At 61.6% G+C, this 24,486-nt stretch carries 20 protein-coding genes; 7 read left to right on the top strand and 13 right to left on the bottom strand.

The window, feature by feature from the left end; all coding sequences use genetic code 11:
- Nucleotides 1-173 precede the first annotated feature (173 nt).
- The gene (ftsH, locus tag ACQY7R_RS18105) at nucleotides 174-2,288 is read left to right on the top strand and encodes an ATP-dependent zinc metalloprotease FtsH (protein ID WP_428306975.1); all 2,115 of its coding nucleotides are present in this window, start codon (nucleotides 174-176) and stop codon (nucleotides 2,286-2,288) included.
- A gap of 115 nt (nucleotides 2,289-2,403) precedes the next feature.
- On the opposite strand, the gene ACQY7R_RS18100 is transcribed toward ftsH, so the two are convergent.
- From ACQY7R_RS18100 to ACQY7R_RS18085, 4 genes are read right to left on the bottom strand one after another with little or no spacing between them, the layout of a single operon-like run.
- Entirely contained in the window at nucleotides 2,404-3,186 is a 783-nt protein-coding gene (locus tag ACQY7R_RS18100) for a hypothetical protein (RefSeq protein WP_428306974.1), read from the bottom strand.
- A gap of 59 nt (nucleotides 3,187-3,245) precedes the next feature.
- Nucleotides 3,246-4,004 (bottom strand): hypothetical protein, encoded by a 759-nt coding sequence (locus ACQY7R_RS18095; protein WP_428306973.1) that lies wholly within the window; start codon nucleotides 4,002-4,004, stop codon nucleotides 3,246-3,248.
- Nucleotides 4,005-4,063: 59 nt separating this feature from the next.
- Nucleotides 4,064-4,825: a hypothetical protein gene (locus tag ACQY7R_RS18090; RefSeq protein WP_428306972.1), complete on the bottom strand. Its 762-nt coding sequence runs from the start codon at nucleotides 4,823-4,825 to the stop codon at nucleotides 4,064-4,066.
- Between the two features lie 39 nt (nucleotides 4,826-4,864).
- Complete coding sequence (locus tag ACQY7R_RS18085; protein WP_428306971.1) at nucleotides 4,865-5,554, bottom strand: hypothetical protein; 690 nt, start codon at nucleotides 5,552-5,554, stop codon at nucleotides 4,865-4,867.
- A 196-nt stretch (nucleotides 5,555-5,750) separates the two neighbouring features.
- Here ACQY7R_RS18085 and ACQY7R_RS18080 point away from each other — a divergent pair, with 196 nt between their 5' ends.
- Nucleotides 5,751-6,104 carry a hypothetical protein gene (locus ACQY7R_RS18080; protein WP_428306970.1) on the top strand — a complete coding sequence of 118 codons (354 nt, stop codon included), beginning with the start codon at nucleotides 5,751-5,753 and terminating at the stop codon, nucleotides 6,102-6,104.
- A 121-nt stretch (nucleotides 6,105-6,225) separates the two neighbouring features.
- Here the strand turns inward: ACQY7R_RS18080 and ACQY7R_RS18075 are convergent, their stop codons facing one another.
- From ACQY7R_RS18075 to ACQY7R_RS18045, 7 genes are all read right to left on the bottom strand, one after another.
- The gene (locus tag ACQY7R_RS18075) at nucleotides 6,226-6,540 is read right to left on the bottom strand and encodes a hypothetical protein (protein ID WP_428306969.1); all 315 of its coding nucleotides are present in this window, start codon (nucleotides 6,538-6,540) and stop codon (nucleotides 6,226-6,228) included.
- Nucleotides 6,541-6,545: 5 nt separating this feature from the next.
- A complete protein-coding gene (miaB, locus tag ACQY7R_RS18070) occupies nucleotides 6,546-7,967 on the bottom strand; it encodes a tRNA (N6-isopentenyl adenosine(37)-C2)-methylthiotransferase MiaB (protein ID WP_428306968.1) in 1,422 nt (473 codons plus the stop codon).
- Nucleotides 7,968-8,078: 111 nt separating this feature from the next.
- Nucleotides 8,079-8,261, bottom strand: coding sequence for a hypothetical protein (locus ACQY7R_RS18065; protein ID WP_428306967.1), 183 nt, complete (start codon nucleotides 8,259-8,261; stop codon nucleotides 8,079-8,081).
- A 227-nt stretch (nucleotides 8,262-8,488) separates the two neighbouring features.
- A complete protein-coding gene (gene fmt / locus ACQY7R_RS18060) occupies nucleotides 8,489-9,427 on the bottom strand; it encodes a methionyl-tRNA formyltransferase (RefSeq protein WP_428306966.1) in 939 nt (312 codons plus the stop codon).
- 134 nt (nucleotides 9,428-9,561) lie between these two features.
- Nucleotides 9,562-10,149, bottom strand: coding sequence for a peptide deformylase (def, locus tag ACQY7R_RS18055; protein ID WP_428306965.1), 588 nt, complete (start codon nucleotides 10,147-10,149; stop codon nucleotides 9,562-9,564).
- Nucleotides 10,150-10,453: 304 nt separating this feature from the next.
- Nucleotides 10,454-10,828: a hypothetical protein gene (locus ACQY7R_RS18050; RefSeq protein WP_152101344.1), complete on the bottom strand. Its 375-nt coding sequence runs from the start codon at nucleotides 10,826-10,828 to the stop codon at nucleotides 10,454-10,456.
- A 155-nt stretch (nucleotides 10,829-10,983) separates the two neighbouring features.
- Nucleotides 10,984-11,376: a hypothetical protein gene (locus ACQY7R_RS18045; RefSeq protein WP_152101343.1), complete on the bottom strand. Its 393-nt coding sequence runs from the start codon at nucleotides 11,374-11,376 to the stop codon at nucleotides 10,984-10,986.
- A 579-nt stretch (nucleotides 11,377-11,955) separates the two neighbouring features.
- Between ACQY7R_RS18045 and ACQY7R_RS18040 the strand changes: the two genes are divergently transcribed.
- On the top strand, nucleotides 11,956-14,136 hold the full coding sequence (locus ACQY7R_RS18040; protein WP_428306964.1) for a DNA topoisomerase VI subunit B: 2,181 nt from the start codon (nucleotides 11,956-11,958) through the stop codon (nucleotides 14,134-14,136).
- Between the two features lie 120 nt (nucleotides 14,137-14,256).
- Complete coding sequence (locus tag ACQY7R_RS18035) at nucleotides 14,257-15,408, top strand: DNA topoisomerase IV subunit A (RefSeq protein WP_428306963.1); 1,152 nt, start codon at nucleotides 14,257-14,259, stop codon at nucleotides 15,406-15,408.
- 25 nt (nucleotides 15,409-15,433) lie between these two features.
- Here the strand turns inward: ACQY7R_RS18035 and ACQY7R_RS18030 are convergent, their stop codons facing one another.
- Nucleotides 15,434-15,841: a diacylglycerol kinase gene (locus ACQY7R_RS18030; RefSeq protein ID WP_428306962.1), complete on the bottom strand. Its 408-nt coding sequence runs from the start codon at nucleotides 15,839-15,841 to the stop codon at nucleotides 15,434-15,436.
- Between the two features lie 8 nt (nucleotides 15,842-15,849).
- On the bottom strand, nucleotides 15,850-18,999 hold the full coding sequence (locus ACQY7R_RS18025; RefSeq protein ID WP_428306961.1) for an organic solvent tolerance protein OstA: 3,150 nt from the start codon (nucleotides 18,997-18,999) through the stop codon (nucleotides 15,850-15,852).
- A gap of 433 nt (nucleotides 19,000-19,432) precedes the next feature.
- Between ACQY7R_RS18025 and ACQY7R_RS18020 the strand changes: the two genes are divergently transcribed.
- From ACQY7R_RS18020 to ACQY7R_RS18010, 3 genes are all read left to right on the top strand, one after another.
- A complete protein-coding gene (locus ACQY7R_RS18020; RefSeq protein WP_428306960.1) occupies nucleotides 19,433-21,679 on the top strand; it encodes an efflux RND transporter permease subunit in 2,247 nt (748 codons plus the stop codon).
- A 584-nt stretch (nucleotides 21,680-22,263) separates the two neighbouring features.
- A complete protein-coding gene (locus ACQY7R_RS18015; RefSeq protein ID WP_428306959.1) occupies nucleotides 22,264-23,262 on the top strand; it encodes a sigma-54 interaction domain-containing protein in 999 nt (332 codons plus the stop codon).
- A gap of 566 nt (nucleotides 23,263-23,828) precedes the next feature.
- Nucleotides 23,829-24,254: a hypothetical protein gene (locus tag ACQY7R_RS18010; RefSeq protein ID WP_428306958.1), complete on the top strand. Its 426-nt coding sequence runs from the start codon at nucleotides 23,829-23,831 to the stop codon at nucleotides 24,252-24,254.
- The last annotated feature ends 232 nt before the right edge of the window (nucleotides 24,255-24,486 follow it).

The following is a 24,486-nucleotide window of genomic DNA, read 5'->3' as shown; positions in this document are numbered from 1 at the left end:
TGCTATCCTACCAATAGTTAAGAGCGGCGGCCGAGCTGCGCCGGGGCGGTGATTGCCCCGATCGAGCCGGCTGCCGTACGATTTAGCCGCCTCCGCATGGTGGCTTTGAGAAATTCGACCCACCTCACGGCCGTCTCCAAGCGGCCGTGCTATTCCTGCCAAGGCATCGATCCATGGATCAACCGAAGGACGCTCCCAAGACTCCCAAGAAGCCTGCCGACAAGAAGGCCCCGCCGCAGAACAACAACATGTTGTGGTATCTGCTCGGTCTTGGCGTGCTGCTGCTGTTGCTGGTCACCGTGTGGCAGACGCAGAGCAAGCTGATGATCGGTTGGAGCGACTGGGAAAAGCTGGTCGTCGCCAGCAAGCCCGACGCGCCAAAAGACGCTGACCGCTACATCACTTACGAAGACAAGACGGTGAAGCCGTCGATCCAGTGGCGTCTCAAGGAACCGACAAACATCTACGTCGGCGCCACCGAGGTGAGCGGTACCGTGATGGCGCAGCAGAAGAAGGCGTCGGAAGATGGCAAAGAGAGCATCCTCAACCCCGAGACGCAGTGGCGCGAGTGGGCTCCGACCAGCTTCCGCGTGGCGTCGTACCCCAACATGATGCCGGCCGCGCTGGATCTGTTGTCCGCGAATAAAATCTCCGACTACAAAATCGAAGAGCAGCCGAGCCAGTTGATCGCCTACATCCCAGTGCTGGTGCTGACCGGCATGTTTGTGATGTTGATGATCGTGATGCTCCGCCGCATGGGCGGAGCTGGTTCGCCGATGGCGTTCGGCCGCAGCCGCGGCAAGCTCATCGCGCAAGAAGACATTGAAGTGACCTTCGACGACGTCGCCGGCATCGAAGAAGCCGTCGACGAACTGCGAGAAGTGGTCGACTTCCTGAAAAATCCCGAACGCTACCATCGCCTTGGCGGTCGCATTCCGAAGGGCGTGCTGCTCGTCGGCCCTCCGGGCACGGGCAAGACGCTGCTCGCCAAAGCCGTCGCCGGGGAAGCGGGCGTACCGTTCTTCAGCCTCAGCGGTTCGGACTTCGTGGAAATGTTCGTCGGCGTCGGCGCCGCCCGCGTCCGCGACATGTTCCAACAAGCGGAACAGCGGGCTCCGTGTATTGTGTTCATCGACGAACTCGACGCCCTCGGCAAGACCCGCGGCAGCGGCCAGATCGGCGGCCACGACGAACGCGAACAAACGCTCAATGCGTTGCTGGTCGAGATGGACGGCTTCGGCACGAACAGCGGCATTATCATCATGGCCGCGACCAACCGCCCGGAAACGCTCGACCCCGCGCTGTTGCGTCCCGGTCGGTTCGACCGCCACGTGTTGGTCGATCGTCCCGACGTGAGCGGCCGCGAGGAGATCCTCGAAGTCCATTTGCAGAAGATCAAGGTCGACGAAGACGTCAACGTGAAGCAGGTCGCTGCGATCACGAGCGGCTTCGTCGGAGCCGACTTGGCGAACATCGTCAACGAGGCCGCCTTGCTCGCCGCCCGCAACGGCAAGAAGGCGGTCGGCATGAAGGAACTCAACGAAGCGGTAGAACGCTCGAGCGCCGGTCTCGAGAAGAAAAGCCGCATCATGCAGCCCGAGGAAAAGCTGCGGGTGGCGTACCATGAAAGCGGTCACGCCCTCGTCGCTTATTCGCTGCCGAACACCGATCCGGTGCACAAGGTCTCGATCATTCCGCGCGGGCTCGCCGCCCTCGGTTACACGATGCAGCGGCCTGAGCAAGATCGGTTCCTGATGACCAAGAGCGAACTGGAGAGCCGCATTCAGGTGCTGCTTGCGGGTACGGTGGCCGAAGAAATGGTGTTCGAAGACATCAGCAGCGGCGCCCAGAACGACCTGGAGCGTGCGACCGAGATCGGCCGCAGCATGGTGATGGACTTCGGCATGAGTCGCCTCGGCCGCGTCAACTTCCGCGAGAGCAATCGTAGTCCGTTCCTGGCAACCGGCGGCGACTTCGGTCGCACCAGCACGCACAGCGAGCAGACGGCCCGCGAGATCGACGAGGAAGTGAAGCGGATCTTGGATGAAGGTCTGGAACGGGTTCGCCACATCCTCGGCGAACGCCGTCACACGCTCGAGGCGGTGACGAAGGCGCTGATGGAGCAAGAGACGATCGACTCCGACGTACTGCGGCAGATCATCGACGAGACGACCTCTGGAGCGCGGATCGTGCCCGGGACGGCCGTCGAACCGAAGCGTCCGTCGCGAATTAAGGCCGATGAGCCGTCGAGCTCGGCCACGACGGAGAAGGACGCGGGGGGGATGTAAACTCCGCGTTCGACGTGCCAGCGAACATGCCAGCGATTAGCCCCCGGTTCTTCAAACCGGGGGCTTTTTTTTGATGGACGCATCGACCCCCTTCACGTCGCCAAGTCGTCCATAGTCAGCGGCCGGGGGCTAGTTTTGTTTGGTCGACTTCGAATCGCGTTCTCGCGGCGACTAAGGTTTCGACTTCCGTCTTCCATGCGTCGGGAACTGCGGCTGCGTACTTCTTTCCGCTGCCGTAGAGCATCAGCCAATTCGGCAGCAGGTGATGCCAGGAGGCTCGCTTAAAGCTCTCCCATCGCAGCACGCGGCGTCGCACGATGACGCCGTGATCGCCGAGTAAGATAGGCCGCGCTTGGGCGAATGGCCGGTACAGGAAGTGGGTCGCGGCGACCATCATGAATCCGAAAATCCCGCCGAAGCAGATCGCGGGGAGGACTCCGGGGCCGCTTTGCATGTCGATCAAAGTCAGCGTGAACAAAACTGCCATGGATAGCGATAAGATCAGGAGCGACGCGAAGAAGAGAAACGCAAACGTGGCGATGATGAGCGCCGCGTTCGAATCGTTGCGTAGGTCGGGGCGTCGCAGCGTGAAGCGGATGGGACCGGCCAGCGTGAGCCGTCGCCTGTGCGCTCGCCATTGAAACGCCAAATAGGAAATGTGCGCCGCAGCGATCGTTAGCCAGCAGGTCAGTAGCGTCGCTCGCGACCCTTCAGGCGCCGCCCGGTATGCCATCCCAGCGGCGGCCGCCACGACGGCGCCGATGGCCGTGACGATGAGGAGCGTTCGCAGCGAGAATTTTGAGCCCGGCGACGCGTCATTTAGCCCCCGGTTCTTCAAACCGGGGGCGACGGCGGCATCCGGCGCGCTCGCGGCCGCTTGTTGCGGCGACGTTTGCATTATTGGAAGAGCATTTCGGCGGGCGATGCGTGGCGACCCCCGGTTTGAAGAACCGGGGGCTAAGGGGTTGATTGTGATTCGGACGCTGCTGCGGTGTCGATGAATTTCGTTTTGATGCGGACGAACGCTTCAACGGCTTCGTGCTGTTCTTCACGCACGTCGATGTAAATGTCGCCGCCCATTTGTTTCAGTCTCATGACTCCAGGTCGATCGGAAATCCAATTGGCGCTCCGAATGAATTTCCACGGCGAATAGATGGCGCCGGCGATGGATTTGTCGCAGAGGTAAACAGGACGTTGCAACAAGAGTCGCATCGCGCCTCCCAATACGAAGCCGATGAACAGGCCGTTGAAGACGGCGTGCGCCATGAGGAGGTATGTCGACGCCCACCGGCCGGTGCGGACGACAGTCAGTGATTGCAGCACAACGGCAACGACTATCAGCAGCAACGCGAATACTAGGCCTGCCCGGTTGCCGCTGGGGATCCATTTGCTGCGGCCGATCGCGGTGACTGTGTAGGCAATCGCTCCCGCCTCGGAGGGAATTCGCTCGAGTCGCCGCCAATGATAGACGGTCGTGCACGCGCCGAAGAGGAGCATCGTACTCCAATTCAGCAGTAGAGCGACTTGAACCGACGGCGATTGCTCCCGCCAATAGGGCGCTGCTGCCGCGGCGCCGATTGCCAGCAGCGTCGTTGCGATCCCGATCGCACGCAGCGGAAAGCGTAGCGGGGAGTCGGTTGAGTCGTGGGCGGGAGTTTGGGATGTCATCGCTTCGCTGATGCTCAATTGCGTTGCGTGTTGCGGCGGCGTTTGCATTGTTGGAAGTGTTTTTCGGCGGGCAATGCGTGGCGACCCCCGGTTTGAAGAACCGGGGGCTAAGGAACCGGTTGCGATTCGTGAATTGGCGCGGGGACGATGAATTCGGCCTTGGTGCGGACGAAAGCTTCAACCTCTTCTCGTATCGAGGATGGTACGGCGAATTGGCAGTTCCACTTTTGAAATTGAAGCAGGAGCTGATTGGGATAATCGTCGTTCCACAAGGCGTGGCGGACCTGCGACCATTGCATCGCGCGGCGATCGAACATGACGCCCGTTTCGCCGATATCGACTCGACCGGAGTGAGTCCAAGGGCGGGTGACGTAATCGATCGCGGCGACCATGTAGGCGCCGATCGACGCCCCGGCGATGAATACAGTGACGCAAATACCTACGAACGTTGAAGTCGCCGATCCGTTGCGAAGTTGAAATTGCCCAAAAGTATGGGTCAGCACATAGGCGCTAAAGATGGAATAGAGCAGCACGACCCACGCGCACATAATGATAATGATTGATTCGCTAGAGCGATTGACTCGCTTTAGCTGGAATCGCACAGGTCCAACGAGTTTCTTGCGGCGAATCGAGCCGCGCCATTCGAAGAGCCCAAATAACGTCAAGGCAGTTAGGACCCCCGTCCAGAAGACCAAGACGGAACTTCGCGCCTCCGGATGCGCCTGGCGATAGAGTGGCCCGACGGTTGCGGCTAATAGCGCCAAACCGGTCGTCAGCAGCAACATCGCGCGCAGCGGGAACCGCATAACGGGCGCATGGAAAGTTTGCGCTTCGGTGAGCTCGATTTCTTGTGAGTCAGAGTTGCTCATTGTTAAGCTGCTTAGCCCCCCGGTTTAAAGAACCGGGGGCTAAGGGGTTGGTTGCAATTCGGGCGTTGGGGCGGCGCCGATAAATTTGGTTTTCGTGCGGATGAAGGCTTCGACGGCATTGCGTTCACGGGCGGGGACGTCGATGTAGATGTCGCCGTCGAAGCGGCGGAGTTTCATGATGCCGGGGCGGTCGATGATCCATTCAGCGTGGCGGATGAATTTCCAGGGAGCCACGTAGTTTGCCGCGAGCGGAATTCCGTCGTCGCACAGATACACCGGGCGGCGGACAATCGTAAAGACGCACCCGGAGATGCAGAGCCCCAGCGTGAGGCCTTGGTTCAGCATTGGCCCGAGCGCGTAATCGTCGACTTTACCTGCTAACCATGATGCGAGGAGCAGATAGCCAAGGGTAAACGTGATCCACAGATAGAAGAGCGATCGTCGCGAGCCAAAATACTTGCCATGCGGCGAGTAAACGACGTGCTGGATGTTGCGAGACTGTCCCCGTTGAAATGAGGCCCTCAGGCGCAGCCAGAATGACCCGGCTGTGAGCAGAGTGATCGTCGTCCACAAGATGAAGAGATTGTTTTGCCCGGCGGGACTTACCTGGCGGTAGTAGATTCCGCCGATTGCGGCAGCAATCGCGAATATGGCCGTGACGACCAGCATCGTGCGGATGCGGAATCGAATGACGGGGGCGAGCGGCTGTGGAACGGGTTCAGCGGACATCACGGGTCCGATTGTAACGCATGGGGCGGCTCCGGGCGCAGACGCTTCCGGCTCGGGGTGGGGGAGCGTTCAGTGATGAGCCGGGAGCGTTAGCGTCCGGAGGCTTCGCGAACAGCCTTCACGTGCGACCTTAGCGGTCAGCCGAACTTTTCCGCAATTTTCTAGACGCCATTGCAACCGCAATCAGAATGAGGTTATGGCTCACGCCCCTCTTCATTCTGCGGCCGAATCCGGCATTGGCGTCAAGCTCCTCATCGCGGGAGTGGCGGTCGTCGTCTTGGCTCAGTTTTGGTCGGCGGTGCCGATGGCCGGCGCGATTGGGCTGGTGGCCTGGGGTACCGTGCTGAACGTCTCGCAGCGGCGGGAACTGCTGATTTTGGCCGCTCTGATTTACACGCCGTTGGGGATTCTGGCCGTGATGTCGGAGGTCGACCTGGCGATGGATGCGTCGCTTGCCTGGGCGGTGCTCGCGGGGCTCGACGCGGCGGCGGCGATTACGCTGCTGTACCACCTGGCTTGCCGGACGGGTGATCTGTTGGCCCGCGGTTGAGCGCGCCGTTTGGCGTTGCGGCGATTTCTTTCGTAGCCCCGGGCTTTGCCCGGGGGTGGCGTGGCGTAACGCGCGGCGACGTCTGCCGGTGTGGTGAGCGACCCCCGGGCGGAGCCCGGGGCTAGGAAATCGTCGAACGCCCGGCATCCGTCAGTCCGCATTCGGTGTAACGCGGGCCGGCCGGTGAAGCGAGGTCGCCGCGGCTTGCCAAGTAACCTCGCGCTACCAAATCGCGAAGCGCGTCGTAGAGCCGCCCGATCTTTTCCTCTTCGTAGCCGGAGTTGCAGACGGCATCCTCTTGGGCTTCGCTCCAGGCGCCGTCACTTTCGACAATCGCCCGAAGTACGGCAGCGCATTTGCTGAATACCGTCGAGCCCGCCGACGTGCAACGCTCCACCGCTTGGAGGATGGCGAGTTCTTCGGCAGATAGAGACATGCCGTCTAAGTGGTCAGCGAAAACAGCTCAGGCCCGACGTGTTGCGTGACCACGGCGCCGAAGAGCGTGTGGGCGTTGGCGTCGTAGATCGAGATCGGCAGCGTTTGGCCGACTTGGCGGAGGTTGCCGTCGAACACGACGATCCGGTCGCACATTGTGCGGCCGACCAGTTGGGTCGCTTCGCCTGTTTCTTCGCGGCGTTCGGCGGCCTTGCTGCGGCCTTCGACCAAAATCGGAACTTGCCGGCCGAGGAATCGTTGGTTGTCCGCTTCGCAGATCTCGTTTTGGATCGCGAGCAGTTCGTTGTTGCGGACGCGCTTCGTTTCTTCCGGGATGTCGTCAGCGTACAGGTCGGCGCCTTTCGTGCCCGGGCGGACGCTGTATTTGAAAATGAAGCTGTTTTTGAAGCGGCACTCGCGGACGAGCTCGCACGACAGCTCAAAGTCTTCGTCGGTCTCGCCGGAGAAGCCGACGATGAAGTCGCTGGTGACCGCCGCCTCGGGGAGCCACTCGCGAATCCGCTGGTGCATCTCGCGGTAGTCTTCGATCGTGTAGCCTCGCTTCATCCGCTGGAGCATGCGGTTCGAACCGCTTTGCGCGGGGACGTGAAGATACTTGCACGCCTTCGGGAGATCGCGGACCGCGGCGAGCAGGTCGTCGGTCATGTCCTTCGGATAGTTCGTGACGAACTTGATCCGTTCGAGGCCGTCGATCTCGTGGAGCGAGTAGAGCAGATCGCTCATCCGCGTGGTGCGGTCGCCTTCGCGGTAGCGGTAGCTGTTGACCGTTTGGCCGAGGAGCGTGATCTCTTTGCAGCCTTCGTCGGCGAGCTGGCGGGCCTCGGCGATGATGTCGGCAGGGTGGCGGCTTTGCTCGGGGCCGCGGACGCTCGGCACAATGCAGTAGGTGCAGAACTTGTCGCAGCCGATTTGAATGCGGACGTACGCCTGGAACGGCGTGGGCCGCATCGTCGGATCGCGGAGCGGGTCGAAGCTTTCGTGGCTCCGTTCGATCTCGGTGCGACTGCCATCTTTGCGGCCGAGGCTGACTTCGAGCTGCTGCCCGCCGCCGGCGACGATCTTGTCGATCAGGTCGGGAACCTGATGCAGTTGGCCAGGGCCGACCACGAGGTCGACATATGGGGCGCGTTCGAAGACGGTGCGCTGATGGTTCTGCGCCATGCAGCCGATGACGCCGATGATTTTGTTCGGGTTCTGTTGCTTGGCGTTTTTCAGGCGGCCGAGGGCGCTGTAGATCTTCTCTTCGGCGTGTTCGCGGACGCTGCAGGTGTTGAAGAGGATCGTGTCGGCGTCGCCGGTGTCGTGGGTGAGTTCGTAACCCTGCTTGCGCAGGCTGGCGACGACGAGCTCGCTATCGAGCACGTTCATTTGGCAGCCGACGGTTTCGATGTAGAGCTTTTTGGTCATGCAAACGGGAGGGGTGAATGACGAATGACGAAATCCGAATGACGAATGGGAAGACGCGAGGCGCTTGGCTCATTCGTCATTCGGGCTTCGTCATTTGGTCATTGCCGCGGCCTAGGCGGCGTCGCGATCTTCTTCCTCTTCCGCGGCCGCGGCTGCCGCGACGGCTTGGCGTTCGAGTTCTGTGCGGAGGTAGCCGACGACCTCGTCGCGGCGGGTGATCATCAGCCGGACGAGGGTGACGATCGCCACGTAGCCGGCGACGGCGAACATCAGTAGGTCGAACCGATCAACCATCGCACGGCCCTCCTTTGCCGAGACGCGGACGCTTCCTGCGAACTTGCATCATAGCGTGAAATCGGCAGACGGGACGAGGGGACTTGCGTAGGGGCGGCGTGGGCTGCGCCCGCGGCTAAATGGGCGAGGTGGGGTGGTGAGCGGGAAGGGGTCGGGGGCCTTTTGCCACTGGCCGGCTTGCCGTGTGTAGAGCACTTCCAGTGGCAAAAGGCCCCCGACCCCGTTGGCTATGTACCCAGGCGAGCGCCTACGGGGAGTTGGTAGCCGCGGAGGAATTCGGCGGCATCCATGACTCGTTTGCCGGCGGGCTGGAGGGCGAGGATTTCGAGGGCGCCGGCGCCGGTGGCGACCAGGAGGCGGGGGCCGGCTTCGAGGACCATGCCGGGGGCCGCGGCGGGATCGGGGGAGGGGGAGACGACGCTCGTGCGGTGGAGGATGAGGCGGAGGGGTTCGCCTGCCCCGCGCTGCCAGCTCGTGTAGGCTCGCGGCCAGGGATCGAGGGCTCGAACTTGGTTTTTGATCGCTTGGGCGTCGCGGGACCAGTCGATGGCGCCGTGCTCTTTTTCGAGGCGGGGGGCTTTGCTGGCTTGTTGGCGGTCTTGTTTGATCGGCATTGCCGTGCCGGCGGCGAGGGCGTCGATCACCTGCAGGACCAAGTCGCCGCCGCGGGCCGCGAGGCGGGCTTCGAGCGTGCCGGCCGATTCGTCGGGGTCGATCGGCAGCACATCGATGCCGAGGCAGGGGCCGGCGTCGAGGCCGGCGGTCATCTGAATGACGGTGTTGCCCGTTTCGGCGTCGCCGTTGAGGACCGCCCACTGCACGGGGGCGGCGCCGCGGTATTTTGGCAAGAGCGAACCGTGGAGGTTGATGCCGCCGTGCGGGGCGACGGCGAGTGCGGCGGGCTTCAAGATTTCGCCGTAGTCGCAGACGACGAGCAGGTCAGGCTTCAGCGACTGCAACTCGGCGACAGCTTCCTCGCTGTTCACCGTTTCAGGTTGCCAGAGGGGGAGGGCGAGTTGTTCAGCGGCGACTTGCATCGGCGGCGCTTCGGGACGGCGGCCACGCGGGGGGCGAGTGACGACGCGCAGCACTTGATGCGACGACGCGACGAGTTGCCGCAACGTGGGAACTGCGAAGGGGCCGGTGCCGAGCATGACTAATCGCATCGCCGATGTCCTTAAAAATGCGTTGGCCGCGAAGAGACGCAGGAATCGCAAAAAGGAAAAACATTGCTCGCGTGCTTTGCGAGCTCCATGCTTTTCTTTTCGCGTCGTTTGCGCCTTCTCGCGGCCAAAAGAATTTACGTCCGCAGACGCACGAGTTCATCGATCCGCGCGGCGATTTGTTCGTCGGAGGGAAGCTCGCCGACGTTGCGACGGCTTTCGAAGTCGATTTCGAATTCTTCGAGTTCGCCCGAGATGTCGGCGAGTTCCGTCGGCGTGAGGCGATCGATGAACAGGCGGCCGTCGAGGTGGTCGGTTTCGTGTTGCACGACGCGCGCGAACAGGCCGTCGAGTTCGCCGGTGATTTCTTCGCCGGCGAGGTTGTAGGCCTGGACGGTGATCTTTTCCTTGCGCGTCACGGGTGCGTAGACGCCAGGGATGCTGAGGCAGCCTTCTTCGCGTTCGTGTTGCCCCGAGCCCTTGAGGATCACCGGGTTAATGAAGACATGCTCCGACTCTTTTTGCTCGGGGTCGCCCGAAGGATTGCAAACGAAGAGACGGTACGGCAAATCGACTTGGTTCGCGGCGAGCCCGATGCCGTCGTGCTCGTACATCAGCGCGAACATCTCGGCGACCATTTCCTTGAGCTCGGCGTCGACGCGCTTCAGCGGACGCGAAACGTAGCGAAGCGTCGGGTGGGGGTAGTGAATGATTTCGAGGCTCAAGGAGGTCACCTTCTCGCGTAGCGGCCGATTCGTAAGCAAATAGCGACTGAACGCAAAAAAATGTCGCCTTCGTTTAGTATATGGCGCCGGAGGCGGAGGGCGTAGGTGGGAATGGGGGCGTCGAAAGGGCCTACAATGCGTGGGTTCTGGGACGGGATTTATATGACGAAATGTGAACGCGGCGACGCATCAATGCAAAAACAGCCCCGACCTAGCTAGGTCGGGGCTGCTGGGGGAATCGCGCCGCGAGGGGGATCGCGGCGTCGATTGAATCAGCGTGGCGCTGGGCGAGCGCTACGTTTGCTTACCGCTGGGTGGGATACCACGGAGCACGGACGTAATAGACGCCGAACTGGGCGGTATCTTGTGGGTGGTGGGGCGTGTACGCCCACGGACCTGCGGCGCCTTGGCCGGCGTAGTTGCGGGTGTACTGGTGGTCGATCCGCGAGACGCGCATGCTCGGGGCGCCCCAGCTCCAGTTGGTTTGGAGCTGCGCCGTCGGCGGAACGACCAGCGAGGTCGGCACGCCGTAGTTGGTGTACGCATACTGGGCGTGCCAGTTGTACATGCTCGCGCGGCGGAGCGGTTTCAGGTACGGCATCTCGGCCGTGGCGATCGCCGGGCAGGCGGCGATGGCGGCGGCCACGGCCAGCGTGCAGGCGGCAAGCGACTTGTTCACGTGACGCTTCCTTTGTGTGGGGATGAAGCAGCCAGCGGGGGAGGCGGGCTGCGTTCAGTGATTTAGGTGGGACGCGTTGGGGCGGGGCTGGACTGGTCGCTTAAGCGACCAGTCCGATGTGGCGTGAATGTTTCAGGCATTCTCCAGACTGCCGTTTAGTGGCAGCAGAAAACGGGGTCGATGCCAGCCGCCCAGTGGTCGAGCCACAGGCCGCCCGTGCGGTAACGAACCTTCGACCGCGACCAGCCGGCGCCGGGGGCGTAGGCGTAGTTCGAGCGGGTGTGCTTGTAGGTGTACTCGTGCGGCATGAAGGGCTGGTACGTCGTGTAGGTATGGCCAACGTACGCCGGCACCGGACGGGGTGCGATGTACATCGCCGTGGTCGTGCCGCTCGGATCAGGACCTTCGTAGAAGTTGTAGAACAAGTCTTGCTTGTTCTGGTAGCTGATGACGCGCTTGTAGAGGCCTTCTTCAGCCTGGGCTGACGAGGCGACCGACGCGACGACGCCGGCGGCGACGAGCGCGAGTGCCATGACGCGAATCGACATGAAACGCTCCTTCGTTTGGAGTTCGGGGAGTATTCGGTTGGGGGCAGGTAGGTGGGAAGGCGGAGCTTCCCGGTGGGGCTGGACTGGTCGCTTAAGCGACCAGTCCGAAGTGCGAGGGGATGGCCCTCGCGGGTGGGCGGGTACGGAGGGGAAGCTCGACCCTGGCCAAGCAGGCCGGTTGATCGAAAAGTCCCCCTCGTTGTTCTGTGTGTCGGATCATCCGGGCTGTGACGATGAGTTTTTGTGTGCCAGCCGTAACACCCGCGCCGCTTATGCCGGTGGTAGCATGCCGCAGCGGGTGGGAATCGCCGGATTCGGCCGCTACAATCGCTGCGATCGCCACCTTTTGACATGCGGCGAATCGTGGGCTTGCGATTGCCGATAGGGGCGTTGGAGCTTGGTTCCGCCAAGAGAATTGTGGGAGGGGTCTCCGACCCCGATGCGGCGCGGCGAAGGCGCAGCGGCTTGGTGTGGGAAGCGGAATCGTCGTCGGAGACGCCTCCCACAGAATACTTTCATCACGAAGAGACCTCGCGCGTCGACCTGCTTGGTCGACCGACTCGAACAGGAGTAGTCGCCTTGGCGACCCGCAAACCGATTCAGAAGCGTTCCGTCCCGGCCTCGGCGACGAAGAAGAAAAAGGCTCCGGCGGCGGCGAGCACCGCCAAGCGGAAAGCCGCGCCGAAAGCTGCCGAGGCGGAGGCCGAGGAGTCGGCTGGCGCAGAAGACGCGGCCGCGGAAGCGGATGACGCCGCCGATGAGGCCCCGGCTGGGGGGAAGTCGACCGGTCGTCGCGCGACCGCGCAGTCGATGGCGTCGAAGCAGCGCGACATCTCGGTGAGCGAGTTCTTTGCGAAGAACCGCCACTTGCTCGGGTTCGACAACCCGCGGAAGGCGCTGCTCACGACAATCAAGGAAGCGGTCGACAACTCGCTCGACGCGTGCGAAGAGGCGGGCATTCTGCCGGAGATCTGGGTTCACATCGAGCAGACCTCGACCGACCGCTACAAGATCGGCGTGCAGGACAACGGGCCGGGCATCGTCAAGAAGCAGATTCCGCTCATCTTCGGCAAACTGCTCTATGGTTCGAAGTTCCATCGGCTGCGGCAGAGTCGTGGTCAGCAGGGCATCGGCATTAGCGCGGCAGGCATGTACGGCGTGCAGACGACCGGCAAGCCGGTGAAGATCATCTCGCGGATCTCGGCGAAGAAGCCGGCACACTACTACGAAATTCAGATCGACACGAAGCGCAACGAGCCGAAGATTCTCAACGGCGGCGGCGAAGGGGTCGACATCGCTCCCGGCGACAAGGGCGCTAAGGATATCGAGAAGCACGGCATTGAGTGGGTCGATCAGCCGCACGGCACGCGGGTGACGATCGAACTCGAAGCGAAGTACAACCGCGGCCGCGGCAGCGTCGACGAGTATTTGCACCAGACGGCGATTGCGAATCCCCACATCACGCTCCACTATACGGACCCTGAGGGGAGCACGCGCGACTATCAGCGGGCCGCCGACAAGCTGCCCCCGGAGCCGAAGGAGATTCTGCCGCATCCGTACGGCATCGAGCTTGGTCGCCTAGCGGCGATGCTCGCCGAAGCTGAGGGGATGTCGATCACGCAGTTCCTGTCGACGAAGTTCTCGCGGGTGTCGCCCGCTGTGGCGAAGAAGATTTGCACGACGGCGAAGGTCTCGCCGCGGGCGATGACGCGCAAGCTGGGGCGGCCTGAGGCGGAGGCACTATATCACGCGATTCAGGCGACCAAGATCGCACCCCCAGCGACTGATTGCATTTGCCCCATCGGCGAAGAGCTGCTGCTGAAGGGGCTCTACCAAGTCGTGCCGGGCGAGTTTTACTGCGCGGCGACGCGGCCGCCGTCTGTCTACCGCGGCAATCCGTTTCAAATCGAAGTCGCGCTCGCCTACGGTGGCGCGGCGGCGACGCAGAACGTCGACAAAGAATTGCTGTCCGACTTGCTGGAAGAGACTGACGCCCGCACGATTCGGCAGTTTTTGATCAACACGTTCAACGGGCTCGGCAGCGACGCGGCGGATCGCATCATGAAGGCGGCGGCGCTCGGCACGCGGCAGACCGCCAAGCAGCTGAAGCCGAAAGAGCAAGAGCGGTTGCTGCAGGCGATGCAGAACGTGAACGTCGCCGAAGGCCAAACGATGGAAGTGATGCGGTATGCCAACCGCGTTCCGCTGCAGTTCCAGCAAGCGGCGTGTGCAATTACGCAAACGATCACGAGCACCAACTGGCGGAGCTACGGCCTGAGCCAATCCCGCGGCGGCATGCCGAAGGGGCCGGTTTACATCATGGTTCACATCGCCAGCGTGTGGGTGCCGTTCACCAGCGAATCGAAGGAAGCGATTGCGAGCTATCCGGAGATTCAGAAAGAGATTCGCCTTGGGCTGCAGGCGGTCGGTCGCAAGCTTGGCATGTACGTCCGCAAGCGGATGCGCGTGAAGCAGCAAGGCGACCGGCGCGATATCTTCATGCGGTATCTGAAGAAGGTCGCCTCAGCGGTGAGCGAACTTAACGGCGCCGATGAAGCGGGGCTTTATGGCCAGTTGGTGTTGGTGGCGAAACGCGTCACCGCCGATGCGGACATGAAGCTAGATGATCGCGGGCGGAAGATTAAAGAGCCGACCGAGGAGACTGACTACGGCGACAATGTGATCATCGTCGATCCGGCGAGCCATGCGGCGGCGATTAAACGCACGCCAGCGGCTGCTGCGACGGCTGAGGGAGAGTGATCTCTCGCAGAGGCGCGGAGACGCAGAGAGTAATGCAGAGGCCTCTTCGCACCGCCCTCTGCGTCTCCGCGCCTCTGCGAGATACTTCTTTGATTGAATTTCAGAAGAAATAAAACATAGATGGCCAAGAAGAAACCCCCCACTGTTGCGAAGGCTCCCAAGGTCAAACTTTCGCCGCGCGATGAGAAGACGGCGGAACGGCTCACCGGGCTCGCTGATCGCGTCGTCTCCTATGCGAATAATCGCAAGGATCCGTTCGTCGATATCCCGTCGCGGACCTTGGCGAACGTAAAATACTCGCCCAAGAAGAAGATTCTGGAGATGGGCAATGCCACCAATCGGCGGCAGCTGTTTGATCTCTCGCAGGCGAAGGCCTACATGCGGACGATGCTGGTCGCCATGGGTTCGAAGCGACTCATCGACCAAGGGAAGAGTACCAGCTTGCGGGGGCTCTTCTACATGCTCAAGGGAACGATTGAAGGAACGAAAGAGAACACATTCGAAGAACAGGGCGAGTGCGATACGATTATCGAAGACGTCGAGGTGTTGCTCTCTTCGATCCGCGAAGAACTACACTTGTACGCTGAGAATCGCGGAGCGATGGTGGGCGGCATTGTGCTCACCGATAAGGGCGACGAGATCAATTGCGCTCGCATGGGATCGGGCGGTTACGCGATTCCGTCGATCGTCGAGCCCGACGTGATCGTTTTCGACAAGAAACGCTGCACCGCGAAGTTCATCCTGCATGTTGAAAAGGGTACGGTCTGGCAGCGGTTCAATGAGGACCGCTTCTGGGAGAAGCACAACTGCATTCTTACCCACGGCGCCGGCCAGCCGCCGCGCGGCGTACGGCGGATGCTGCACCGGTTGCACAACGAGTTGGAACTGCCGCTGTACTGCGTGCTCGATAACGACCCGTGGGGGTACTACATCTACAGCGTCATCAAGCAGGGATCGATTAACCTCGCGTTCGAATCGCAGCGGATGGCGATCCCCGAAGCGAAGTACCTCGGCCTGCGGAGCATCGACTTCGAACGCTGCCAACTCTCCGACAGCGTGAAGATTGCGCTGAACGACACCGACCGCAAACGGGCGAAGCAGGTGGCGCGGTATCCCTGGTTCGAGAAGAAGCCGAAGTGGCAAACCGAGATCAAGAAGATGCTGTCGAACGACTTCAAGCTTGAAGTCGAGTCGCTCATCTCGAAGGATATTAGCTACGTGACGGAAGAGTATGTGCCGGCGCGGCTGCGGGATCAGGATTGGCTGGATTAGACCGACCGTTGCCGAGTCGATCGCGCTACCGCGTAATCTGCGCCACGAACGGCCAGCCGATCATCAGCACGCCGACGACGGCGGCGCCGATCGAGACGACCAGCACGGCCCCGGCGGCGATGTCGAGGGCGTCGCGAACTTCGGGGTGTTCTTCACGCGTTACGGCGCGAGCGAGTCGCTCGATCGCCGTGTTGAACAGCTCCGCCGACAGCACAACGGCGACGCAGATAATGAAGATGCACCACCGTTCGTCCGTCATCGTGACGATGCCGCCCGCAACGCCCGCGATCACGGCGACGAACAGGTGGACGAAGAAGTTGATCTCGCTGCGGAACGCGATCTTCAAACCGCGCAGCGCATCGCTAAACTTTCGGAACCAGGTACGCGCCTCGGGTTCGCGCAGGTCGTCTTCCGGTTCCATGTCGGGGGTCATGGCTAGTCTCATTCGAGTCCCATCGCTCCCGCCGGCGGTATGTCGATGCCGGTCGTTTTAGTTATGCGCAGGTTCGGTAGGAACCGCGGCTCGAGCATAAAGTTCACGCCGACGCTGTTCTTCGAGTGGTCGACGTTGAACCCGACTGTCATTAACATCGATTCGCCGATGCGGGTGACCGACATCGTTTCGCCAATGTCGCCTCCGGAATCGAAGTCATAGGCTGCACTGGCCGTGGTGAGCCATTTTTCGCTGAGGCGGTAGCTGTAGCTGCCCATGACGACGTTGCTGGTGATCGGGCCGGTGATCGAGCGCACGCCTGCGTAAATGTTACCGCGGGTCGGGCGATTCATCACGACGCCGCCGGAAATTGTCCGCAGCCCTTCGCCGAACACGTCGGCGTAGCCGTCGGAGACGATCGAGAACCGGTCGCCGAGGTTCCAGCGCATGTCGTAGTCGATGAGGCCAACTTCTTGCCCGAAGTTATCACGATTCGGGTCGGGGAAGAGAGTGGCGTTCATGTCGAAGGCGAACCAATCGACGATGTGCTGATTGCCGACCGGGCCGCGCTTGGTTTGCAAACGATGCCGCATGCCCATGCGGAGGGCCATGAGATCGTCGACGATTTCCGCCGATGGCGAGGTGACCCAGCCTTGGATGCCGGTGCGGAAGAGGTAATTTCGCGGATCGAACTTGGGGCTGGTGATCGTCGGCGGCAGGGCGCCGCTTTGCAGGCGACGGATCATTTCGATGATCGAGGTGTCGTCGATGAAGTCATACATGGGCAGTTCGTCGTAGTTCGCGTTCGCATCGGCGTACGAGAACTCGGCGTCGAAGACCACCTTGTGGGCCAGGCCATTCAGATTGAAGAGCGGATCGCGGACGTCGTCGTAAGTGGCCCACATCGGCAGGCTCGCACGGACGCCGGTCTGGACGTACGCCCGGTCGAGCGGTTCGCCATCGAGCGCTTCGCCCCAGCGGGCGAGTTCGCCGAGCGCGTAGGGGACCACTTTCACCGCGCCCCATTGCATCGGTAGATCAAGCTCTTGCCGCGTGATGAGTTTCTCGCCGGCCACGTTGGCTTCCCACGGCAACACGTCCCACTGCGATTGCAGCGTCGGTTCCGTCGGTTCCGAGCCAATGCGGTACTTGGAATACGACGCTTGCGAATGCTCGAACCAAGTGAGTCGGTCGTCGAGCAGCGACTCGCCGAGCCAGTAGTGATCGACGCGCGGCAGTGACTGCGTTTCGCTCCAGAAGTTGTTGACCTGGGCGTTCGCCTCGAGCATCCACTCGCGATTGTTGTTGTATCGCCGCGCGCGGACGCCGGTTCGCGGACTGCGCAGCTCGTCCCACTCCCGCTCGTAATATTGGTTGAGGAACGTAGTATCGCTGACCCAGCCCGATTCGGCGGTGAACTCCCAACCGCTTTCGAGCCGCTGACGATGCTGGCCGAAGAGGCGGAAGCGGAAGTCTTTCTCCGGCGTGATGTCGCGACGGCCGAGGCCGAGATTATCGTGGCCGTGATCTTTGATCGCCCAGAAGTCGAGGATACCGGTCGACGGGCCGACGAAGCCGAAGATCTCGTTGCGGTTCCATTGGTAGTCGGTGCCGTAGCCGAACCCACGCTCGCTGAGATAGTCGGTGCTGATGTTCCAGTCGGTGCCCTCGGGTGCGTTTTTCATGCCGAGGAGTTCGTAGGCGTCCCAGTCGACCATCGCCTGAGTGCCAAAGACATTGTCGTTGCCGATGCGGACGCGGTTGATGAAGAACGACGGATCTTGCAAGTTCGTCGCGAAGCGGGGCCAGTAGAAGACCGGCACGCCACGCATGTGGATGACGTTCGACTCGGCGGTCGCCGTCTGTTGGTGCGAGATCTCCATGCTGCCGTCGGGAGCCACCAGCGGCAACCCAGTCACGGGATCGATGACCGGCTGCTGGACGTCGGTAAACGTCATTTGCTCTGAAGAGAGATCGTAGGTCGGCTCTTCAAGGCGACTGGTTGTGACGAGTGCGTTTTGGGCAGAGAAGTGCGAGGCGTCGAGTTGGCGAATCGCGTCGGCCTTCAACCGCACAAGGCCGGGATATTGGAAGTCGCCCATTCGCGGGAGCGGCGTGAGGAGTTCGGCGTTGAGGATGACGCCAACCTGGCGGCGGACGTCGTAGAACATGCGGTCGGCGTAGACGACGCGGTCGCCTTGGCGGAACTCGATGTTCCCTTCCATATAGATTTCGAGCGGAGCGTCTTGCGATTGGACGCCGCCGCTGATGTTGCCGCCGGCGCTCCAAATGACGGCGCGATCGGTCGACAGGTCGATCGCGCCGAGCGGGCCCATGCCCGCCGGCATGCCCTCGACTTGCAGGCCTTCGATGACGATGCGCAAGCCGCCGTTGGCATCGGTGATGCGGCCGCCGGTGACCGGATCCGTACGCGAGCTGATATTCAGCGAGGCGTCGCTGCGGGGGAAGATGTCGTACTTCACCATGCCGGGCGGCAGGATGGCTGTGCCGCCGTCGGCGGCGTTGGGGACGAACTCGGTGTACTGAGCCAGCATCAACTGGCGGCGGCGATCAGGATTGAACTGCGCAAGGCCGCGCTCGTAGATCGCCGGCCGGGCTTCGGTCGTGCCGAGGGCAGGAGGGACGTTCCAGCGGAGTGGCGCCGACGTTTCGAGTCGCTGGAACCAGTTGGGGCTCTTCTGCTGACCGAGCACGGCGTCTTCGCTTGCCTTCGCATCGGCGCGGCGAAAATCGACCGCGACGTGGCCGCCGTTGGGCGCTTCGAAGTAGGCGATAACTTTCGTTGGACCTTCGGCATTGCGAGCGTCGATCCAAAGTACGGCTTCTGAACCGCGGGCGTAGGTGAGTCCCTGGTTGAGGTAGCAGTTGCCGCGGAGATGCCAGACGTCGTAGACCCCTTCTTTCCAGCGAGTGCACGAATCAGCGGCGATGCTGATCGGTTCGTGCGTGGCGGTCGAGGCGACTTGAATGTCGTCGGCTCGGGATCCACTCGTCCGTAATGCCGTGTATAGCAGAGCGACCGCGCACAGCATCGCCGTCGTCCAGCGCGACGAGCGCGCAGAGCGAGCGTTGTTCGCGCGGAGCGAACTTCGGCAGCGTGTTGCGTGCTGCGCGATGATCAGCGTGTCGCCCTCCATGGCGGCATGTCGATGAGTGAACGAACGGGGCTCTTCGCGCGCAACTCGGGCGAGTCGCTCGACCTACGACGCGGCGCCAAGAGCGCTCAACCAGAGCGGGGTCAACGGCTTGCGCGCAGCGGGGTCTGCGGAGAGGGGGCGGAGTATAGGAACCGCCGCCGGGAGGGGCAAGCCGCCTTCGCGTGGTTTTCAGCCCCTGCAAGTCGTTGCTAGTCAATGGCTTGCGTCGCGGGTTCGCTCGCTGCTAGCTTGCCATCGTGCCAAATGCGCGCCGTTTGCAGCGACGGCGGCAAGCGTCTGGCGCTGCTAGCAGTGCGTTGCAGTTCCTTGTTGAGTGCGCTGTAGACCTCCATACTGCGAGGCCCACCGCGCTCGGCTCGTCGGACCATAGAGGAAGCGTTTCCACCGCCGTGCTGTCTTTCCAGGAAGTTGAATGACCGGTTTCTCCCATCGCCGCTGGATCAAACGGATGATCCGTCACCGGTACTGGCTGCTGGGATTTGCGGCCGTGTTGGGGATTGCCGCCGCGTTCACGGGCCGCGGGTTGCGGCTCGATCGGTCGATCGAGAGTATGTTCGCGCCGGACGATCCGCTGCTCGTGCCCTATCACCGGCTGCAGCGGACATTTGGCGAGTACGAAGTCGTGCTGGCGATGTACGCCGACAAAGAGCTGGCGACGCCCAAGGGGATTGAGCGCGTGAAGAGCGTGCAGGAGCAACTCAATAAGGTTCCTGGCGTGGCGGCGACGGTGTCGCTGCATGACGTGCCGGGCGGGACGACTTTTGAGGCGAGCGAACTGGGCGACCGATACCGAGAAGTATTTTCCGGGTACACGCACAACGAGGAACTAACGGCGGCGGGGGTGATTTGCCTGATCGAGCGGCCGGGACCCGAGAAGCCGTCGCGACGGGTAACGCTGCGAGGCATGCGCGAAGTCGTCGCCGAGTTGCCGCGCGGAGCGCTTGTCGGCGAGCCGGTGTTGATCGAAGAAGCATTCGACCTGCTTGAGCAGGATGGCCGTCGACTGAACACCTGGTGCACGCTGCTGGTGATGCTAACGATCTTAGCTTGCTTCCGCAGCCCCATTTGGCTGCTGTTGCCGCTGGCGGTCGTGCAACTGACGTTGGCGCTCACCGATGCAGTGCTGGTGTTGAGCGGGCTGGAACTCAGTATGGTCAGCTCGATGCTGGGCGCGATTGTCACGGTGGTCGGCGTTGCGTCGGTGGTGCACGTGCTGGTGCATTACCTGGATGAGCGCCGCGACGGGCATGGGCGCCGGCGAGCGCTGTTCAACACGATTGACCAACTCGCAGCGCCGGTATCGATAGCGATTTTCACCGATGCCGCCGGCTTCGCGGCGCTGATGGTCTCGAAGGTCGGACCAGTGCACGATTTCGGGTTGATGATGGCAATTGGGAGCTTGCTCGTATTGCCGTCTTGCATCCTGCTGACTCCCGGGCTTGTGTGGATGAGCGACTATCAGCAGAAGCCGCAGACGCCGAGCGATGAACTAGCGCTCGGGCGTTGGTTGAACGTGCTGCTCAACTGGTCGTCGACGCATATCCGCTGGCTCGCGGCGGGGGCGGTGGTGCTCGTTGCTGTGTCGATGTGGGGTTCGAACCGGCTTGTCCACGAGACCGACTTTACGAAGAACTTCCGCGCGGATAGCGAAATCAATCGCGCGTATGGATTCGTCGAGTCGGAGTTCGGCGGAGCTGGCGTGTGGGATCTCATGATTCCGGTGCCAGAGGAGAACGACGCACGCACGGCAAAGCCGCCAAAAATCGACGCTCGCCTTTACGTTCAGGTGTTGAACCTTGAGGGCGAACTTCAATCGCAGACACCCGAACTCAGCAAGGCGATTTCGCTGTCGGACACGCTGGCTGCGGGCGTGGGGGGAGCTTCCGGGCTGGCCAGTACAGGAGACTTCGCGCTGCGCATGGGATTGGGCGCCGCTCGCGCGAGAATGCCCCAGTTCGTCGACGCGCTCTTCCAGGACGATCCGCAAGATGGTCGTTGGTGGCTACATGTCTTGCTGCGAGCGCCGGAGCAACTGAGTGCGGATGAGAAAGCGTCGATGATCGAAGAGGTACGCACGATCACGCAAGAAAAATTCCCTGATGCAGAGGTTACCGGTTATTACGTCCTCATGACGCGGCTGATCGAGAGCGTGCTCGCCGATCAGTGGAAAGCATTTATCGTGGCGACGATCGTGGTGTTGGCGATGATGATCGTGGCGATTCGCGATATTCGTCTGACGGCGGTGACAATGTTCCCCAACATCTTTCCGTCGCTCATCCTGTTCGGCGTCATGGGTATCTTAGGACTGAAAGTGAACATGGGGGCCGCGATGATCGCCGCAGTGTCGATCGGCATGTCGGTCGACAGTTCGATTCACTACACGATGTTCTACCAACGATTACGGCGCGAAGGGTTGTCGTGCAATGCAGCGCTGGCGAAGTCGCAGAGTTCGGTGGGGCGAGCGGCGGTTTACTCGACGCTCGCGCTGACTGTTGGCTTCGCCACACTGGGAGTGAGCGATTTTGTGCCGACCATCTATTTCGGGGTGCTGGTGAGTCTGTCGATGATTGGCGGGTTGATCGGGAATCTGCTCATTCTGCCGGTGCTGATTCGGCTGGTGGATGGGGATCAGGCGGCGGCAGAGGGTGTTGGGGCTTGAGATTGCAGTTTCGTCAGCTCTGGAAAGGTGAGTTTGGGATGGGGTTTGAGTGAAATTCGGCGGCTGGGGACCGCGGGGGTGAACCCCGCGGCTCGCTTGGGGAGAAAATCTTTGGAAAGTTTCGGGCGGTGTTTTCTGCGGAAGTCCCTGTCAGTAGCCAATTTGGGGATACTTGCTGCACTTTTTGGACGGAATCGACGTGTCGGAAACTTGATCGCTGTGAAGATTTGACTATTCTGACGTTTAACCGCATGTGGTTTTACACATGCGGAATTTCACCAGAATTGTGAATCGGGTCGACAGGGAAAGAGCTTCGTCAGGGCGAAAGAGATCGCCCGGCGACGTGTTTTGCCGGTGGCTCCGAGGGTGCAAGTTGCTTCAGGAGAGCAACTTACGTTCTCTGGGCTGAGCCGCGACGCATCGCGAGCAGCTCTTATCGTCCGGCGTCTGGAGCGACCGCTCGTCAGGTCCCCAGGGGCTGCCGACTTCTCGTCTGGTGAGCAGATCCTGCCAAGCGTTCTGCCGGTTCGTGCGTTCGGAACAACGCCCGGGCCTAGCCCACCTTTGAAGAGACACCACGCCTAATGAACGGGACCTCCTCGGGTAGCGCCACATTGCGCGCACCCGCGGCCAGACGATCCTTCGCGCGCCCTGTTGCGCTCGTGGGCCGGTCGGCCGCCATGAATGCGATCAAAGCTGTCGCCTCGACCGTCGCCTCGCGGCAGTGCACGGTCATGATTCTCGGCGAAACGGGCGCCGGCAAAGAAATGGTCGCCCGGTATATCCATGCCCAATCGGATCGGTGCGATGCGCCGCTGATTCCGGTCGATTGCTCGGCCCTTTCGGACTCGCTGTTCGAAAGCCAAATGTTCGGCCACGTCCAAGGGGCGTTCACGGGCGCCGTGCGGGAATCGCTGGGCTTCGTCCGTGCCGCGGATGGCGGCACGCTGTTTTTGGATGAAGTCGGCGAACTCTCGCTGCCGTTGCAGGCGAAGCTGTTGCGGGTGATCCAGGAACGCTGCGTTACCCCAGTCGGCGACACGCGACCGCACCAAGTCGACGTGCGGATTGTCGCCGCCACGCATCGCGATCTCGCAGCCATGGTGCGCGAAGGGACCTTCAGGCAGGACTTGTACTTCCGGTTGAACGTCGTCGTGACGACGTTGCCGCCGTTGCGGGAGCGGGCGGAAGATATTGTGCCGCTCGCGAATCACTTCCTGCAGAAACAAGCGGAGCTGTACGACGAACCGATGCGTCAGCTCTCTATGGCGGCCGCGGGCGCGCTGCAGCGTCACCACTGGCCGGGTAATGTTCGCGAACTGGCCAACGCGATGGAGTCGGCCCATGTGCTCGCTCAGGGCGACAGCATCGAGTTGAGCGATTTGCCTGTGAGGCTGCAATCGCCGCAGCCGGCGACGGCGGAAACTCCGGAGCTTTGTCTGACGGAACTGGAGCGGCGGACGATTGCCGAGGCGCTTCGTCGGACAGACTTCTGCAAGGCGAAGGCGAGCCGGATGTTGGGGATCAACATTCAGCGCCTCAACCGTCGGATTGAGCGGTTGAATATTTCGACGCGCGGCTAGATGAGTCGATAGAGAGAAGATGTTCTGACTCCCTCCCCCTTGAGGGGAGGGCTGGGGAGGGGGAAGGAACCCTGGTACCCGCTTCAACCACCCCTCCCTAACCCTCCCCCTCAAGGGGAGGGGACCATACAGTTCGAGTTTCTCGAGCTGCTTGGCGTTCGGCTTCATGCTGCGCGCATTCTTGCCGACTCTCGGCATTGCGATCTCCCGCTCTTCGCATTGCACGTTGCGTTTATGCATCATTCCCGCCGGAGTCTGTCGCCGGATGGTTATTTTAACCTGCCCCGTTCAAAACAACCGGTCGCGTCGTAACGTCTTTGCCGCGTTCACTCCGCCGCCGCATCTCCTGCAAACGGTAGGTTAAAACGACCATTCGGTCGGATTCCTGTGATCGATCGCGGAATTAGTTGTTTCTCTTCACAGAACCTTGTTTTCTGGGCATTTTGTCGCGATTCGCCGGCATTGCGCGCCATTGGCACGCAGTTCGCTTTAAGGGAATGCATTGAAATGAGGCGACTCGCCTCCAGTAATCCTCTCCGAGTTAGTTTGCCTCCGAGTTCGTTCGTATGTCGGCCACGGTTCAACCCACGCTCCTAACCATCGGGATCGACGGCCTGTCGAGTCCATCGGCGGTGATCGACGTTTACGCGGCGTCGACCATTCGCGAAGCGATGTCGACGATACGGCTGATTGGCTTCGACCTAGTGGTCGTGGGTTTGGATCGTCCCGAAATCGACGTGTGGGAAATCATGCATCGCGTGCTGACGGCTTGGCCGCAGCAGCGGTGGCTGGTTGCCTCAAGCTCGCTCACGCAAGAAGAAGAGATTTTGGCCCGTTCGCTTGGCGCCGCGTTGGTGCTCGACAGCGTGCCGGATGAAACATGGTTAGCCGAGTTCGCGTCGTCGCTGCGTCGCCGCGAACCGGAAGCAGTTATTTCCCCGTTGGCGTCGTCCGTCGTTCTCCAAGGCGACTGGCGGCCGGTTGAAGCGTAGTCCGTCGCAGGTGTCTTTACCCGATCAAAGCGAGACGCCTGCTCAATCCACTCATCGAAAGGAGGCCCATTCATAACAAACGCGTTTGTTGCCTGCGGAGGCGACGCCTACACACCGTTTGCTTCCGCGAAATTCTTGCTGGCGTTCCGACCCAATCGCGTCCGCAAGAATGTCTGATCCGAAGTTTTGAAGTCGTTTATTGATCGACCCAAGGCTCAGAGAGAAGTCCCGA

The organism is Lacipirellula sp., from assembly GCF_965279485.1.
Taxonomy (GTDB): Bacteria; Planctomycetota; Planctomycetia; order Pirellulales; family Lacipirellulaceae; genus Lacipirellula.
Note: the sequence above shows the minus strand (reverse complement) of the source record. Positions and strands in the feature narration are given on the sequence as shown.

Coding starts and splice junctions, on each gene's coding strand:
- ftsH (WP_428306975.1), top strand. CDS start 174: ATGGATCAACCGAAGGACGCTCCCAAGACTCCCAAGAAGCCTGCCGAC.
- ACQY7R_RS18015 (WP_428306959.1), top strand. CDS start 22,264: ATGAACGGGACCTCCTCGGGTAGCGCCACATTGCGCGCACCCGCGGCC.
- fmt (WP_428306966.1), bottom strand. CDS start 9,427: ATGCGATTAGTCATGCTCGGCACCGGCCCCTTCGCAGTTCCCACGTTG.
- ACQY7R_RS18080 (WP_428306970.1), top strand. CDS start 5,751: ATGGCTCACGCCCCTCTTCATTCTGCGGCCGAATCCGGCATTGGCGTC.
- ACQY7R_RS18010 (WP_428306958.1), top strand. CDS start 23,829: ATGTCGGCCACGGTTCAACCCACGCTCCTAACCATCGGGATCGACGGC.
- ACQY7R_RS18075 (WP_428306969.1), bottom strand. CDS start 6,540: ATGTCTCTATCTGCCGAAGAACTCGCCATCCTCCAAGCGGTGGAGCGT.
- ACQY7R_RS18030 (WP_428306962.1), bottom strand. CDS start 15,841: ATGACCCCCGACATGGAACCGGAAGACGACCTGCGCGAACCCGAGGCG.
- ACQY7R_RS18085 (WP_428306971.1), bottom strand. CDS start 5,554: ATGTCCGCTGAACCCGTTCCACAGCCGCTCGCCCCCGTCATTCGATTC.
- ACQY7R_RS18065 (WP_428306967.1), bottom strand. CDS start 8,261: ATGGTTGATCGGTTCGACCTACTGATGTTCGCCGTCGCCGGCTACGTG.
- ACQY7R_RS18100 (WP_428306974.1), bottom strand. CDS start 3,186: ATGCAAACGTCGCCGCAACAAGCGGCCGCGAGCGCGCCGGATGCCGCC.
- ACQY7R_RS18035 (WP_428306963.1), top strand. CDS start 14,257: ATGGCCAAGAAGAAACCCCCCACTGTTGCGAAGGCTCCCAAGGTCAAA.
- ACQY7R_RS18025 (WP_428306961.1), bottom strand. CDS start 18,999: ATGGAGGGCGACACGCTGATCATCGCGCAGCACGCAACACGCTGCCGA.
- ACQY7R_RS18090 (WP_428306972.1), bottom strand. CDS start 4,825: ATGAGCAACTCTGACTCACAAGAAATCGAGCTCACCGAAGCGCAAACT.
- ACQY7R_RS18045 (WP_152101343.1), bottom strand. CDS start 11,376: ATGTCGATTCGCGTCATGGCACTCGCGCTCGTCGCCGCCGGCGTCGTC.
- ACQY7R_RS18020 (WP_428306960.1), top strand. CDS start 19,433: ATGACCGGTTTCTCCCATCGCCGCTGGATCAAACGGATGATCCGTCAC.
- miaB (WP_428306968.1), bottom strand. CDS start 7,967: ATGACCAAAAAGCTCTACATCGAAACCGTCGGCTGCCAAATGAACGTG.
- ACQY7R_RS18095 (WP_428306973.1), bottom strand. CDS start 4,004: ATGCAAACGCCGCCGCAACACGCAACGCAATTGAGCATCAGCGAAGCG.